We start from the raw sequence: 13,867 nt of genomic DNA, 5'->3' as shown, positions 1-13,867 counted from the left end.
TCACCTCCGCATCCGGGCGAACGTCCGCCTCTGCTCGGTGGCTCCGGTGTGGGCGTCGCGCATCGAGCGGCCGGTGTAGGTCATGAAGACGTCGTCGAGGGTGGGCCGCTCGGTCCGTACCGCGAGCACCCGGACCCCGAGCCCGGTGACCAGATCCGGCACGAACGACTCGCCGTCGGCCACACCGAACCGCAGGGCGCCGTTCGCGGTGACGGCGTCGATGCCGAAGCGGTCGCGCAGGGCGACGGCTGCCGCCGTGTCGTCGGCGGTGCGCAGGACCATGCGGTCCCGGCCGACCCTGGCGCGCAGCACGTCCGGCGGGTCGTCGACGACGATGCGCCCGTGGTCGATGATCGCGACCCGATCGCAGTTCTCCGCCTCGTCGAGGTGATGGGTGGTGAGGAAGACGGTGGTGCCCTCCGCGGTGCGGAGCTGCTCGAGGTAGGACCAGATGTGCGCCCGGGTCTGCGGGTCCAGGCCCAGCGTCGGCTCGTCGAGGAACAACACCCTCGGCGCGTGCAACAGCCCCCGCGCGATCTCCAGGCGGCGGCGCATTCCCCCGGAGAAGGTGCGCACGAGTTCGTCGCGGCGGTCCCACAGCTCCACCATCTCCAGCAGCTGCGCGGACCGGCGGCGGTAGTCGGCGCGGTGCAGGCCGTAGAGCTCGGCGTGGAAGCGCAGGTTCTCCGCGGCGGTCAGGTAGGTGTCCAGCGTCGAGTCCTGGAAGACGAGCCCGATCCGGCGACGCACCTGAGCGGGTTGCGCCGCGACGTCGAACCCCGCGACCCGGGCCCACCCTGCGGTCGGGCGCAGCAGCGTGCACAGCATGTTGATCGTGGTCGACTTGCCGGCGCCGTTCGGTCCGAGGAACCCGAAGGTCTCCCCGGCCCCGACGGTGAAACCCACCCCGGCGACGGCCTCGAACTCGCCGAAACGCTTCGCCAGCCCGTCCACCTCGATGATCGGGCGCGCGCCCGCGCCGGCCTCGGGGGTGGGGCCGCGCGCCGGCCTCGGGTGGGTCATACCGCGGATCGTCGGCCCGGCCCGGCGCCGGCGGCAGGGCCGAACGGTCCGCCCGGGCCGGGGCCGGCGACCCCAGGGGCCGGACGGGATGCAGACCCGTCGGCCCGCGGGAACCGGCTGGGCATACTGGCCCGATGACCAGCGCACGACGGGCCGCTGTGCTCGGCTCCCCCATCCGGCACTCGTTGTCCCCGGTGCTGCACGGCGCCGCCTACGCAGCGCTGGGCCTCGACGGGTGGAGCTACGACGCGCACGAGTGCGACGAGGCGGGCCTGCCCGGGTTCGTCGACGCGCTCGGCCCGGAGTGGGCGGGGCTGTCGCTGACCATGCCGCTCAAGCGGGTCGCGCTGCAGGTCGCCGACCGCGTCTGTCCGCTGGCCGAGGCCACCGGGGCGGCGAACACGCTGGTCCTGGGCCCCGGCGGGCGGCTCGCGGAGAACACCGACGTCATCGGCATCGTGGCCGCGCTGCGCGAGGCCGGGGCCGGCCGGGCCGGCCGCGCGGTGGTGCTGGGCGCCGGCGGGACCGCGCAGGCCGCGCTGGCCGCGCTGCGCGAGCTGGGGACCGACGATCCACTGGTGCTGGTGCGCGACACCGCGCGGGCCGGCGAGCTGCAGGCCGCCGCCGACCGGCTCGGGGTGTCGCCCACGGTCAGGGCGGCGCTGACCGACCCGGCGCGGGCCGCCGCCGAACTCGCCGACGCCGACGTCGTGATCTCCACCCTGCCCGCGGGCGCCGCCGACGCGCTGGCCGCGGCCTCGTGGTCGCCGTCCACCACCGTCGTCGACGTCATCTACGCACCGTGGCCGACCGCGTTCGCCGCCGGCGCCGCCGCGGCCGGCTGCACCGTGGTCAGCGGGCTGGCGATGCTGCTGCACCAGGCCGTCGCGCAGGTCGAGCTGATGACGGGCCGGCCGGGGCCGGTCGAGGCCATGCGGGCGGCCTTGGACGCCGCGGTGCTCGCCCGCAGTTCCTGACGCGCCGACGCCGGAGGGGCTCGGGCAGACTGTCGGCATGGCGAGCGACACCTACACCCACGGCCACCACGACAGCGTGCTCCGCTCGCACCGCCGGCGGACGGCGGAGAACTCGGCCGGTCATCTGCTGCCGCACCTGCGGCCCGGGATGGATCTGCTCGACGTCGGGTGCGGGCCGGCCACGATCACCGTCGACCTGGCGCGGCGGGTCGCGCCGGGCCGGGTCCTCGGGATCGACGCCGCCGCGGCGCCGCTGGAGGAGGCCCGGGCCGCCGCCGGTGGGCTGGCGAACGTGAGCTTCGCCCAGGCCGACGTCTACCGGCTCGACGCCGCGGACGGCTGCTACGACGTCGTGCACGCCCACCAGGTGTTGCAGCACCTGTCCGACCCGGTGGCCGCGCTGGTGCAGATGCGCCGGGTCACCCGGCCCGGCGGGATCGTCGCCGCCCGCGACGCCGACTACGCCGCGATGACCTGGTATCCGCACGACGAGCGGCTCGACGCCTGGCTGGACGTCTACCGCCGGGTGGCCCGCGGCAACGACGCCGAGCCGGACGCCGGCCGGGCACTGCTGGCCTGGGCCCGGGCCGCCGGGTTCTCCCAGGTCACGCCGTCGGCGTCGGTGTGGTGCTACGCGACCCCGGAGGACCGGGCGTGGTGGGGCGGCCTGTGGGCGGAGCGAATCGTGTCCTCGGCGGTGGCCGAGCAGGCGGTCGAGCGCGGCCTCGCGACCCGTGACGACCTGGCCGCGATGTCGGCCGGCTGGCGCGCCTGGGCGGCGCATCCCGACGGCTGGTTCACGGTGCTCAACGGCGAGATCCTGGCCCGCCCCTGACGGCCCGGGTCAGCCGCGGCGGCGGTGCACGCAGACGGCGTAGGAGCCGTCGGTGTAGGGCCGGCGGTCCCAGGTGGCCCAGCGGTCCTCGGGCTCCAGCCCGGCGGCGGCGCACCAGCCGTCGTAGTCGGCGAGTGCAGGCCAGCCGGGTTGCAGCGTGAACCCGGCGATCAGCCGCCCGCCCGGGGCGAGGTGCTGCGCGCACGCCGCGACACCGGCCGCCCGCTCGCCCGGCGCCATGTACGGGACCACGTTCCCCGCCAGCACCACGACGTCGAACCGGTCGTCGAGGTCGAGCTCGACCAGGCTCACCGCGAGCCAGCGCAGCGACGGCGCCTTGGCCCGCGCCGCCGCGATCATCTCGGGGTCGCTGTCCACGCCTGCCACCGCGATCCCGCGGCGGGCCAGCTCGATCGCGACGCGGCCGGTGCCGCAGCCGCCGTCGAGCACCGCCGACGGCGCGTAGCACCCGACGAGGTCGGCCTCGCCGTGCGGGTTCTGCCCCGCCTCGGCCATCCGGCGCCACCGCTCGTCGTACTCGGTCAGGTCGATCTGCTCGCGCCAGCGGCCCCAGTCGCCGGGCAATCCTGTCTGCGATGAGGACACGCCACGCAGCCTACGGCGCCCTAGGGTGGGGATCATGGTTCGGACGATCAGGTTCCACGAGCTCGGCGGCCCGGAGGTGCTCCGCTACGAGGAACTCCCGGTGCGTTCCCCCGGCCCGGGCGAGGTGCGCATGCGCGTCGACGCGTTCGGGCTGAACCGCGCCGAGGTCAACTTCCGGCGGGGCACCTACATCGACGACCCGGTGCTGCCCGCGGGGCTGGGCTACGAGGCGTCCGGGGAGATCCTGGAGCTGGGCCCGGACGTGGACCGGTGGGCGGTCGGCGACGCGGTCAGCGTGGTCCCGGCGTTCTCGCAGAACGACTACCCGGTCTACGCCGAGGAGGCGATCGCCCCGGCCGCCGCGCTGGTGGCTCGGCCCGACGGGATGGACGCGGTCACCGGCGCGGCGATCTGGATGCCGTACGTGACGGTCTACGGCGCGCTGCAGGAAGTCGTCCGGGTCCGCCCCGGCGACCACGTGGTGATCACCGCGGCCACCAACAGCGTCGGGATGGCCGCGATCCAGGTGGTGCGCCACCTCGGCGCGATCCCGATCGCGACCACCCGGACCGCGGCGAAACACGACGCGCTGCGCGAGGCCGGCGCCGCCTCGGTGATCGCCACCGACACCGAGGACCTCACCGACGCGATCCTGGCCGCCACCGGCGGGCAGGGCGCCCAGGTCGCGTTCGACGCCGTCGCCGGGCCCCAGGTCGAGCAGCTGGCCCGGGCCATGGCGCCGAACGGGACGATCATCGTGCACGGCAACCTCAGCGGGCAGCCCACCCCGTTCCCCGGCAACCGGTTCGGGCCGGTGTGGATGCGCAGGTACACGCTGTTCGAGGTCACCAAGGACCCGGCCGGGCTGCGCCGCGCCGAGCACTTCGTCCGGGCCGGGCTGGCGACGGGCGCGTTCGCGCCGGTCATCGACCGGGTCTTCGACTTCGACGACATCGCGGCCGCCCACATCTACGTCGACTCCGACGAGCGGCGGCTCGGCAAGCCCGTGGTCCGGGTCCGCAGGACGGAGCAGGGGGCATGAGCAGCGGTCCGGCCGGTCCGGTTCACGAGTCGCTGCTCGACGCGGTCGGCGCCACCCCGCTGATCCGGCTCAACCGGGTCACGGCCGGGCTGGCCGCCGCGGTCTACGTGAAGGCCGAGTTCGCCAACCCCGGCGGCAGCGTCAAGGACCGCGCCGCGCTGGCGATGATCCAGGAGGCCGAGCGGTCGGGCGCGCTGGCGCCGGGCGGCACGGTCGTCGAGGGCACGTCCGGCAACACCGGGGTCGGGCTGGCGATGGTCGCCGCCCGCTGCGGCTACCGCTGCGTGGTCGTGGTCCCGGACCGGACCGCCCGGGAGAAGATCGCGCTGCTGCGCGCCTACGGCGCCGAGGTCGTGCTCACCCCGGGACTGGTGCCCCGCGACGACCCGCGGCACGTGATCGCGCTGGCGCAGCGGATCGCCGAACAGACCCCCGGCGGGTGGCTGGCGGACCAGTACACCAACCCGGCCAACCCGCGGGTGCACGAGCTGAGCACCGGCCCGGAGATCTGGGCCCAGACCGGCGGGCGGATCACCCACTTCGTCGCCGGCGTCGGCACCGGCGGCACGATCAGCGGCACCGCCCGCTACCTGCGCGAGGCCGGCGGCGGGCGGGTCACCGTGGTCGGCGCCGACCCGGAGTCGTCGGTCTACGCCGGCGGCGACGGCAGCCCGTACTACGTCGAGGCCGTCGGCCATTACCTGCACCCGGAGACCACGCAGGACGTGTGGCCGCAGGTCTACGACACCGGCGCGGTCGACCGGTTCGAACGCATCAGCGACCGTGAGTCGCTGCTCACCGCGCGCCGGCTGGCCCGCGAGGAGGGCCTGCTCGTCGGCGGCTCGGCCGGCACCGCGATCGCCGCCGCGCTGCGCGTCGCCGCCACCCTCGGACCGGACGACGTCGTGGTCGCGGTGGCCCCGGACTCCGGCCGGGCCTACCTGTCGAAGTACTTCGACGACGACTGGCTCACCCAGCTGGGTTTCCTCGACGCGCCCGGCGCACCGCTGGTGCGCGACGTCGCCGGGAACCCGGCGCCGGGGCTGTTCGTGGCGCCGTCAACGCACACCGTCGGTGCCGTGCTCGCCGCCGTGCCCGGCGACGGGCCCGGTGCACCCGGCGTCGTCCCGGTGGTGCACCCGCGCCGCACGGACGCCACCACCTGGGCGGCCGCGGACATCATCGGCTCGGTGGCCCTCGACGAGCTGCGGAGGCTGGTCACGGCGGACCCGGCCGTGGCCGGCGAGCTCGTCGGACGCCACGCCGCTGCGCCGCTCGACACCGTCGGCGCGGGCGAGTCCGCGGCCGCCGCCCGGGCGCGGCTGGGCCCCGGTGACGGCCGCCCGCTGCTGCTGCTCGTCGACGGCCGCGCCGTGGCAACGGTGCCCCGCACCGGCCTGGGGTAGCCGGGTACGCCGTCCGGACGCTCTGCGTGCGGGATCGGCGCCCGGGTCTGGTCAGGCCCGCCGCGAGGGCGGACGCTGCTCCCCGGGCGTCGGCCCCGGGGCGGAGGTGATCATGGCCCAGCGCACGGCGAAGCGGTCCTCACCGGAGCAGACCTCGAAGCGCGCCGCCGCCCGCGCCCGGGTCGCCCTGCTGTGGCGGCGCTGCCCGTTCACCGTCACCGTGGTCGCGGTCATCCTGGCGGTCGGGCTCGGCACCGGCTCGCTGTGGTATCCGGTGACCGCCCGCAGCTGGTACCCGCTCGTGGGCTACGGGCTGCCGGCGCTGGCCACCGGCCACTGGTGGACGCCGGTGACGGCCTCGTTCTTCGCCCTCGCGCCGCTGTACTACGTCCCGATGCTGGGCGGGTTCGCGCTGCTCGCCGGCTTCACCGAGTGGCGCCTGGGCACCCGGCGGACCGCGCTGGTCACGGTGCTCGGACAGCTCGCGGGGATCGCCGGTGCGACCCTGCTGCTGCTCGCGACCCGCGGCACCGGCTGGCCCTGGGCGGTGCAGCTGTCCGCGCAGCTCGACGTCGGCTTCTCCGCGGGCGCACTCGCCGCCGTCGCCGTGGCGTCGGCGGTCGTGCGCTCGCCGTGGCGGCTGCGGCTGCGGCTGGCGATCGCGGTCTACCTGCTCGTCACGATCCTCTACGTCGGCACGCTGTCCGATCTCGAGCACCTCATGTCCGCACTGGTCGCGCTGCCCGCAGGGCGGGCGCTGACCCGCGATCTCGGGCCGCGGCGCACCGGACATCCCAGCCGGCGGGAGTGGCGGCTGCTCGCCGTCGCCGGGGTCGTGTTCATCGCCGTGTCCGCGGTGGTGCTGTGGCTGGTGCCCGGTGACGGCCCGCTGGGCTCGACCGCCGACGCCGAGGAGTCCTGGCTCGACGTCGTCGTCACGCTGGTGCTGGCCGCGCTGCTGATCAACGGCCTGCGCAGGGGGCGGCGGTCGGCGTGGTGGTGGGCGGTGGTGCTGGCCGGGTTGAACGTGGCGATCGGGCTGTCGATTCCGGTGCTGATCGCCGTCGCGACCGCGCTCGACGAGCCCTGGTCGTTCGACGGCGAGCCGCTGTTCGTGGCCGACCGGCTCGTCTGGGCGACGCTGCTGGCGATCCTCGTCGCCGGCCGGGCGGCATTCCGGGCGCCCTCGCGGCGCCGGTTGCGCCGCGGCGCGCCCGGTGCCACCGATCGCGAGACGGCGACCCGGCTGCTCATGCGGCACGGCGGCGGGACGCTGTCCTGGATGACCACCTGGCCGGAGAACTCCTGGTTCCTGGCCTCCGACGGCGATAGCTATCTGGCCTACCAGAGCCACGCCGGGGTCGCGATCGGGTTGGGCGACCCGGTCGGGCCGCGCGGCTCACCGGCGAGCACCGTTCGTGAGTTCGCGCAGATGGCCGAGCGCTCGGCGCTGGTTCCGTGCCTGTTCTCGGTCACCACCGCGACCGCCGCCGCCACCGACGGGCTGGGCTGGCGGCACGTGCAGGTCGCCGAGGACACCCTGGTCGACCTGCCCGGCCTGGCGTTCGTCGGCCGGTCCTGGCAGGCCGTCCGCTCGGCGCTGAACCGGGCTGCCCGCGAGGGCATCGAGTTCCGGCTGGTCAGGCTGGCCGACGAGCCGTGGTCGCGGGTCGCGCACGTGCGGGCGATCTCCGAGGAGTGGGTGGGCGACAAGGGGCTGCCCGAGATGGGCTTCACCCTCGGCGGGGTGGACGAGGCGCTCGACACCCGGGTCCGGGTCGGGCTCGCGCAGGACGCCGACGGCACGCTGCACGGCGTCACGTCCTGGCTGCCGGTGTACGGGCCGGGCGGCCGGGTGCGGGGATGGACCCTCGACATGATGCGCCGCAAGCACGGCGGGTTCCGCCCGGTCGTCGAGTTCATGATCGCGTCGAGCTGCCTGGCGTTCCGGACCGAGGGCGCGGAGTTCCTGTCGCTGTCGGGCGCCCCGCTGGCGCGCACCGAGGACGAGGGGCCGGTGGCCGGGCTGCAGCGGGTGCTCGACGGCCTCGGCGCCGCGATGGAGCCGCTCTACGGGTTCCGCTCGCTGCACGCGTTCAAGGCCAAGTTCGCGCCGCGCTACGCCCCGATGTACCTGGCCTACCGCGACGAGGCCGACCTGCCGCGCATCGGGATCGCCCTCACCCGGGCCTACCTGCCGGACACCCCGGTCCGCGACCTGGTGCGGCTGGGGACGCCCGCGGCGCGGACCACCGGGACGGAATGAGGGCGGCTGCGGGGGTGTTGGACTTCGCGTGAAGGTGGATATCTGGTCAGACGTGGTGTGTCCGTGGTGTGCGATCGGGCGGGCGCGGTTCGAGGCGGCACTGGCCGACTTCCCGCACCGCGAGGACGTGCAGGTGCGCTGGCACAGCTTCGAGCTCGACCCGTCGGCCCCGCGCGAGTACTCCGAGCCCCTGGCCGAGAACCTGGCCGCGAAGTACGGCGTGAGTGTCGAGCAGGCCCACGGGATGCACGCGCAGATGACCGAGGTCGCGGCCGCCGACGGCCTGGACTTCCATTTCGAGCGCGCCCGCTCGGGCAACACGTTCGATGCGCACCGGCTGCTGCACCTGGCCGTGGACAGCTCCGCGGGCGGATCACCCGAGCTGCAGGACCGGCTCAAGGAGCGGCTCTTCCGCGCCTATCTGACCGACGGTGAGCCGATCGGCGACCCGGAGACCCTGGTCCGGGTGGCGGCCGAGGCCGGCGTCGACGCCGACGCGGCGCGTGCGGTGCTCGACGGCGACCGGTACGCCGACGAGGTCCGCGCCGACGAGCTGCAGGCCCGCCGCTACGGCATCACCGGCGTCCCGTTCTTCGTGATCGACTCCACGTACGGCGTGTCCGGCGCCCAGCCGGCCGCGGCGCTGCGCGAGGTGCTCGACACCGCGTGGGCCGAGGCGAACCCGCTGACCGTGCTCACCCCGGCCGGCGGGTCGGACGCGGGCGCCTGCGCCGACGGCAGCTGCGCGATCTGATCGCGCTCCGCTTCGGAAAGCCACTCTCCGGCCGGAGAGTGGCTTTCGGCGCATTCCGGGCGGCCGGCTACGAGCCGGTCGTCCAGACGTCGGTGATCGGATCGGCCTGAGCGCTCTTGCCGGCGTGGTCGAGGCCGTACATGTCCTCGATCGTGCGCAGGATGCGGTAGTGGTCGATGCCCTCGGAGTACTCCCCCGCCTTGACCATGGGCCCGGCGAACACCGTGGCGATCTGGTTGTCGCCCTTCGTCGACTCCGACTCGTCGAAGGTGACGACCAGCAGGCTGTTGTGCGTCTGCGCCCAGCGGACGTAGCCGTCCAGGTTCTGCTTCATCCAGTCGTCGCCGGCGGCGACGTCGCAGTCGTGCATGTCGTGGCACAGGTTCGGGATGACGAAGGCGACCGTCGGCAGCGCCGAGTAGTCCGACGGCAGGTCCGACAGCGGCCGGTTGACCTCGGCCGGCAGGTTGTCGAAGTTCACCCACGGGTTGTGCTTGCGCGCGTACCCGCCGTCCTGGCAACCGATGTAGCCGACCCCCGGCAGGTCCTCGGAGTAGCCGGTGAAGGTCTTTCCCGCGCCCAGCAGCGCGCTCCCCAGGTTGGGCCCGGACAACGAGTCGACACAGTTGTCGTCGTGCACGCCGTGGGTGTCGCCGGAGAACAGCGCGAGGTAGTTCGGCTGACTCGGGTGGGTCTCGGCGTGCGCGTCGGTGAAGTTCGCGCCGTCCCCGGCCAGCCCGGTGAGGTACGGGGCGTCGGAGCCGCCGATGATCTGGTCGACGTCCTTGTTCTCCAGCACGACGATCACGACGTGGTCCGGGGTCGGCACCGCCGGCCGTCCGGCGCTCCCGGGGCCGGTGGGCGCCACCGACACCCCGCCGGTCGGGCCGGGGCTGCCGGCGCCGCCGCATCCGGCCAGGCCCACGGCACAGGTCAGGGCGGCGAACAGGGCGGCGAACAGGCGCGGCCGTGCCACGGCACCGAGGGGCATCGTCGGGTCCGATCTGTCGGGGCCCCGATCGTCGCAGATGGTGCGGTCACGACGGGATCAGGCCGTTCGGTTCCAGATGCCGGTGATCGGCGCGGCGTCGGCGCTGTGACCCAGGGGCGCCAGCCCGTACATGTCCTGGATGGTGCGCAGGATGCTGTAGTGGTCGATCCGCTCGGTGTAGCTGCCGGGCTCGACCATCGGGCCGGCGAGGACGGTGGCGATGGTGTTGCCGGTGTGGTCGGGCACGTCGGCCTCGTCGAACGTGACGATCAGCAGGCTGTTGTGGGTCTGTGCCCAGCTCAGGTAGCGGTCGATGGTCTGCTTCATCCAGGTGTCGCCGTCCCGGACCCCGCAGTCGTGCATGTCGTGGCACATGTTCGGGGTCACGAACGCGACGGTCGGCAGGTTGGAGTAGTCGGGTTCGAGCGCGCTGAGCGGGGCGTTCGTGGCGGCCGGTAGATCGGAGAAGTCGACCCACGGGCTGTGCTTGCGTGCGTAGTCGCCCTGGATGCACACGGTGGCGCCGGGGCGGGGCAGGTCCTCGGAGTAGCCGACGAACGTGCGGCCGGCGGCGAGCAGCTCCCCGCCCAGGTTGGGCGCGGACAGCGAGACCGGGCAGTGGTCGTCGTTGACGCCGTGGGTGTCGCCGGAGAACAGCGCGAGGTAGTTCGGCTGGCTCGGGTGCGTCTCGGCGTGCGCGTCGGTGAAGTTCGCACCGCGGGCGGCGAGGCTCGTCAGATACGGCGCGCCGGTACTGCCGATGACGTCGGCCGCGTCCTTGTTCTCCAGCACGACCACCATGACGTGGTCGGGCACCGGGACGGCGTGCGCCCGGGCGACCGGCCCGCTCGGCGGGGGCGGGCCCGGCTCCGCGGCGAACGCTGACGGGGCCCCGGCGGCGGCCATCGCCACGGCGGCGGTGACGAGGGCGGCGAGCCTGCGGGCGGTGTCGGGCACGGGTGCCTCCCGATCGGTCGGAGGCCGCCGATTGTGATCAGTGCCCGCCGTGTGGGTGCAGGATCCGCAACGACCCTCACCCGGTCGCGCGAGGAAGACGCCGATCCGGATGACACCCGGTCGATGCCCTCCCCGCGCTCACCCGGTCGGGCCGGCTACGCGTGCTGGGCCGGGTGCGGGTGCAGGTGGTGGCGGTGCGCGAGATGGCGGCGCAGGCGCCGGCGGCGCATGCTCCGCAGCACGGCGAGAGCGGCCACCGTCCCGAACACCAGCTGGCCGCCGAGCACGATCCTGTTGACGTCGACCGCGGGATGCCAGGCCACCTTGCCGTCGGCCGTGATGGAGAACGCGCCGACCGGCTTGGCGACGAGCCCGGCACCGCCGCCTCCGCCGGGCCCGGGACCTCCGCGGCGCCCGCCCGTGCCGCCGCCGGCCCGGACCCGGGCCACCGGCACCAGGGTGGCCCCGCCACGTTCGACCGGTGGGCCGAACACCTGGTCGCGGCCCAGCCGGTCGGCGAGTGCGGACACGAGGTCGGGTAGCTGCATCGCGGCGCCACCCGTTGTCTGGTCGGTCATGGCTACACCCTGCCGTGGCGGGCGGCCTCGATCGACCACGAATCCATTGCGGAATCCGTCAGCTCCGGCGGGTCTCCTCCGCGCTGGGCAGCCACCCGATGCCCCCGTGCCCGTAGACGGCGACAGCCCGGAGATGATCCACAGCAGGGCGCGGAGGAAGTCGCCGCTCGTCGCTGCCCGGCCGAGGGCTTCTCCTCCGCCACGGCCCGGGTCTGCACGCGTCGTGACCCTGACGGCACCGGGACCCGGGCCTCATCCCCAGCCGATGCCCGGGCGGTAACGCGCAGGTCCATGCCGCCGACTCCGACGGAGTGCTCGTCGCCGTCAAATCCGAGACGGAGGTGCCGCATCGATGGAGACGCATGTCGACGAGATCGCCGACCGGATCTACCGGCTCTCGACCTACGTCGAACCCGCCGACCTGACGTTCAACCAGTATCTGGTGCTGGCCGAAGAGCCGCTGCTGTTCCACTGTGGTGGTCGGCAGTTGTTCCCGCTGGTCAATGAGGCGGCAGCCAGGGTGATGCCGGTGGACAGGCTGCGTTGGATCAGCTTCGGGCACGTCGAGTCCGACGAGTGCGGCTCGATGAACTCGTGGCTGCAGGCCGCCCCGACCGCGCAGGTGGTGCACGGCACGCTCGGCGTCATGGTGTCGCTGGCCGACCTGGCGGACCGGCCCCCGCGCGCCCTGGCCGACGGCGAGGTGATCGACCTCGGCGACCGCACGGTGCGCTGGCTCGACACCTCGCACGTCCCGCACGGCTGGGAGTCCGGGCTGCTCTACGAGGAACAGACCCGCACCCTGTTCTGCGGCGACCTGTTCACCCAGGCCGGGCGCAGGCCTGCGCTGTCGGAGTCCGACATCGTCGAACCGGCCGTCCTGGCCGAGGGCGTCTTCCACGCCACCGCGCTCACCCCGGACACCGGACCGGCGATCCGCCGGCTGGCCGACCTCGCACCGGCGACCCTGGCGCTGATGCACGGACCGGCGTTCGGCGGCGACACCGGGGCCGCGCTGCGGGACCTGGCCGGGTTCTACGACGCCAGCCTCGCGGAGGCACTCGCGGCGCGGGCGGCCGGCTGATCAGGAGCAGACGGCGCCGTCGGCCGCGGACCCGACGAGCCTGGCGTACTTGCCCAGCACCCCACCACGGTGCCGCGGTGGCGGCGGCGTCCACTCCCGGCGGCGGCGCTCCAACTCCTCGACCGGCACCTCCAGATCCAGGGCCCGGGTGGCCATGTCCAAGGTGATCGGATCCCCGTCGCGGACCAGCGCGATCGGCCCACCGTCCGCGGCCTCCGGCGCGATGTGCCCGATACACAACCCGGTGGTCGCCCCGGAGAACCGGCCGTCGGTCACCAACAGCACGTCCTTGCCCAACCCGGCACCCTTGATCATCCCGGTCACCGCGAGCATCTCCCGCATCCCCGGCCCACCGCGCGGCCCCTCATACCGGATCACCACCACATCCCCGGGGCGAACCTCATCGTTCGTCACCGCATCCAGCGCGCCCTGCTCACCGTCGAACACCCGGGCCCTGCCCGTGAACCTCGCCGAGTCGAACCCCGCGCTCTTCACCACCGCCCCGTCCGGGGCCAGCGAACCCCGCAGGATGGTCAGCCCGCCGGTCGGGTGGATCGGATCCGACAACCTGTGGAGGACCTTCCCGTCCAGGTCCGGCGGGTCGAGCTCGGCCAGGTTCTCCGCGACCGTCCGCCCGGTCACGGTCAGACAATCACCGTGCAGCAGCCCGGCATCCAGCAGCGCCTTCATCACCACCGGCACCCCACCGACCCGGTCCACCGCCGACATCACATACGCCCCGAACGGCTTCACATCCGCCAGGTGCGGCACCCGGTCCCCGACCCGGTTGAAATCATCCAGACTCAGCTCCACCCCGGCCTCACGGGCGATCGCCAGCAGATGCAACACCGCATTGGTCGACCCACCGAACGCCATCACCACCGCGATCGCGTTCTCGAACGCCTCCCGGGTCAGGATCTGCCGCGCCGTGATCCCCCGCGCCAACAACCCCACCACCGCCTCCCCCGACGCCCGGGCGATCCCGTCGCGGCGCCGGTCCACCGCCGGCGGGCTCGCCGACCCCGGCAGCGCCATCCCCAGCGCCTCCGCCGCCGACGCCATCGTGTTCGCCGTGTACATGCCCCCGCAGGCGCCCTCACCCGGGCAGATCGCCCGCTCGATCGCGTCCACCTCCTCCCGGGTGATCAAGCCCCGGGTACACGCCCCGACGGCCTCGAACGCATCCGCGATGTTCACCTCCCGGTCCCCCACCCGCCCGGGCAGGATCGACCCCGCATACACGAACACCCCGGCCAGATCCAGCCGCGCCGCGGCCATCAACATCCCCGGCAGGCTCTTGTCACACCCCGCCAGCAGCACCGTCCCGTCCAGCCGCTCGGCCTCCACC

13 protein-coding genes are annotated in these 13,867 nt (G+C 74.2%); 7 read left to right on the top strand and 6 right to left on the bottom strand.

The window, feature by feature from the left end; genetic code table 11:
• Nucleotides 1-1,023: an ATP-binding cassette domain-containing protein gene (locus HF526_RS27505; protein ID WP_169384485.1), complete on the bottom strand. Its 1,023-nt coding sequence runs from the start codon at nt 1,021-1,023 to the stop codon at nt 1-3.
• Between the two features lie 134 nt (nt 1,024-1,157).
• On the opposite strand from HF526_RS27505, the gene HF526_RS27500 reads away from it, so the two are divergent.
• Nucleotides 1,158-2,000, top strand: coding sequence for a shikimate dehydrogenase (locus tag HF526_RS27500; RefSeq protein WP_169384484.1), 843 nt, complete (start codon nt 1,158-1,160; stop codon nt 1,998-2,000).
• A 37-nt stretch (nt 2,001-2,037) separates the two neighbouring features.
• Nucleotides 2,038-2,835, top strand: a complete 798-nt coding sequence (locus tag HF526_RS27495; protein ID WP_169384483.1) for a methyltransferase domain-containing protein — start codon at nt 2,038-2,040, stop codon at nt 2,833-2,835.
• Nucleotides 2,836-2,844: 9 nt separating this feature from the next.
• Here HF526_RS27495 and HF526_RS27490 read toward each other — a convergent pair whose 3' ends face one another.
• A complete protein-coding gene (locus HF526_RS27490) occupies nt 2,845-3,441 on the bottom strand; it encodes a class I SAM-dependent methyltransferase (RefSeq protein WP_338051792.1) in 597 nt (198 codons plus the stop codon).
• Between the two features lie 34 nt (nt 3,442-3,475).
• Between HF526_RS27490 and HF526_RS27485 the strand changes: the two genes are divergently transcribed.
• From HF526_RS27485 to HF526_RS27470, 4 genes are all read left to right on the top strand, one after another.
• Nucleotides 3,476-4,483, top strand: coding sequence for a zinc-dependent alcohol dehydrogenase family protein (locus HF526_RS27485; protein WP_169384481.1), 1,008 nt, complete (start codon nt 3,476-3,478; stop codon nt 4,481-4,483).
• On the top strand, nt 4,480-5,889 hold the full coding sequence (locus HF526_RS27480) for a PLP-dependent cysteine synthase family protein (protein WP_169384480.1): 1,410 nt from the start codon (nt 4,480-4,482) through the stop codon (nt 5,887-5,889). Before HF526_RS27485 ends, HF526_RS27480 begins: the two co-directional genes overlap by 4 nt.
• A gap of 112 nt (nt 5,890-6,001) precedes the next feature.
• Nucleotides 6,002-8,155 carry a bifunctional lysylphosphatidylglycerol flippase/synthetase MprF gene (locus tag HF526_RS27475; RefSeq protein WP_211177879.1) on the top strand — a complete coding sequence of 718 codons (2,154 nt, stop codon included), beginning with the start codon at nt 6,002-6,004 and terminating at the stop codon, nt 8,153-8,155.
• A 34-nt stretch (nt 8,156-8,189) separates the two neighbouring features.
• Nucleotides 8,190-8,909 (top strand): DsbA family oxidoreductase, encoded by a 720-nt coding sequence (locus tag HF526_RS27470; protein ID WP_338051790.1) that lies wholly within the window; start codon nt 8,190-8,192, stop codon nt 8,907-8,909.
• A 67-nt stretch (nt 8,910-8,976) separates the two neighbouring features.
• Here HF526_RS27470 and HF526_RS27465 read toward each other — a convergent pair whose 3' ends face one another.
• The 3 genes from HF526_RS27465 to HF526_RS27455 form a co-directional block, all read right to left on the bottom strand.
• Complete coding sequence (locus HF526_RS27465; RefSeq protein ID WP_338051789.1) at nt 8,977-9,885, bottom strand: alkaline phosphatase family protein; 909 nt, start codon at nt 9,883-9,885, stop codon at nt 8,977-8,979.
• Nucleotides 9,886-9,957: 72 nt separating this feature from the next.
• On the bottom strand, nt 9,958-10,857 hold the full coding sequence (locus HF526_RS27460) for an alkaline phosphatase family protein (RefSeq protein WP_338051788.1): 900 nt from the start codon (nt 10,855-10,857) through the stop codon (nt 9,958-9,960).
• A gap of 155 nt (nt 10,858-11,012) precedes the next feature.
• Entirely contained in the window at nt 11,013-11,435 is a 423-nt protein-coding gene (locus tag HF526_RS27455) for a hypothetical protein (RefSeq protein WP_169384477.1), read from the bottom strand.
• A 352-nt stretch (nt 11,436-11,787) separates the two neighbouring features.
• Between HF526_RS27455 and HF526_RS27450 the strand changes: the two genes are divergently transcribed.
• Nucleotides 11,788-12,519: an oxygen-binding di-iron domain-containing protein gene (locus HF526_RS27450; RefSeq protein ID WP_169384476.1), complete on the top strand. Its 732-nt coding sequence runs from the start codon at nt 11,788-11,790 to the stop codon at nt 12,517-12,519.
• On the opposite strand, the gene HF526_RS27445 is transcribed toward HF526_RS27450, so the two are convergent.
• On the bottom strand, nt 12,520-13,867 hold a 1,348-nt coding region (locus tag HF526_RS27445), incomplete at its 5' end, for a dihydroxy-acid dehydratase (RefSeq protein ID WP_169384475.1).

This window comes from Pseudonocardia acidicola, assembly GCF_012911935.1.
GTDB lineage: Bacteria > Actinomycetota > Actinomycetes > Mycobacteriales > Pseudonocardiaceae > Pseudonocardia > Pseudonocardia acidicola.
This window is presented reverse-complemented; position numbering and strand designations above follow the sequence as displayed.

What these genes read in the sequence shown, in the direction of transcription:
- HF526_RS27475 (WP_211177879.1), top strand. Translation starts at nt 6,002, where the DNA reads ATGGCCCAGCGCACGGCGAAGCGGTCCTCACCGGAGCAGACCTCGAAG.
- HF526_RS27505 (WP_169384485.1), bottom strand. Translation starts at nt 1,023, where the DNA reads ATGACCCACCCGAGGCCGGCGCGCGGCCCCACCCCCGAGGCCGGCGCG.
- HF526_RS27485 (WP_169384481.1), top strand. Translation starts at nt 3,476, where the DNA reads ATGGTTCGGACGATCAGGTTCCACGAGCTCGGCGGCCCGGAGGTGCTC.
- HF526_RS27480 (WP_169384480.1), top strand. Translation starts at nt 4,480, where the DNA reads ATGAGCAGCGGTCCGGCCGGTCCGGTTCACGAGTCGCTGCTCGACGCG.
- HF526_RS27450 (WP_169384476.1), top strand. Translation starts at nt 11,788, where the DNA reads ATGGAGACGCATGTCGACGAGATCGCCGACCGGATCTACCGGCTCTCG.
- HF526_RS27455 (WP_169384477.1), bottom strand. Translation starts at nt 11,435, where the DNA reads ATGACCGACCAGACAACGGGTGGCGCCGCGATGCAGCTACCCGACCTC.
- HF526_RS27495 (WP_169384483.1), top strand. Translation starts at nt 2,038, where the DNA reads ATGGCGAGCGACACCTACACCCACGGCCACCACGACAGCGTGCTCCGC.
- HF526_RS27500 (WP_169384484.1), top strand. Translation starts at nt 1,158, where the DNA reads ATGACCAGCGCACGACGGGCCGCTGTGCTCGGCTCCCCCATCCGGCAC.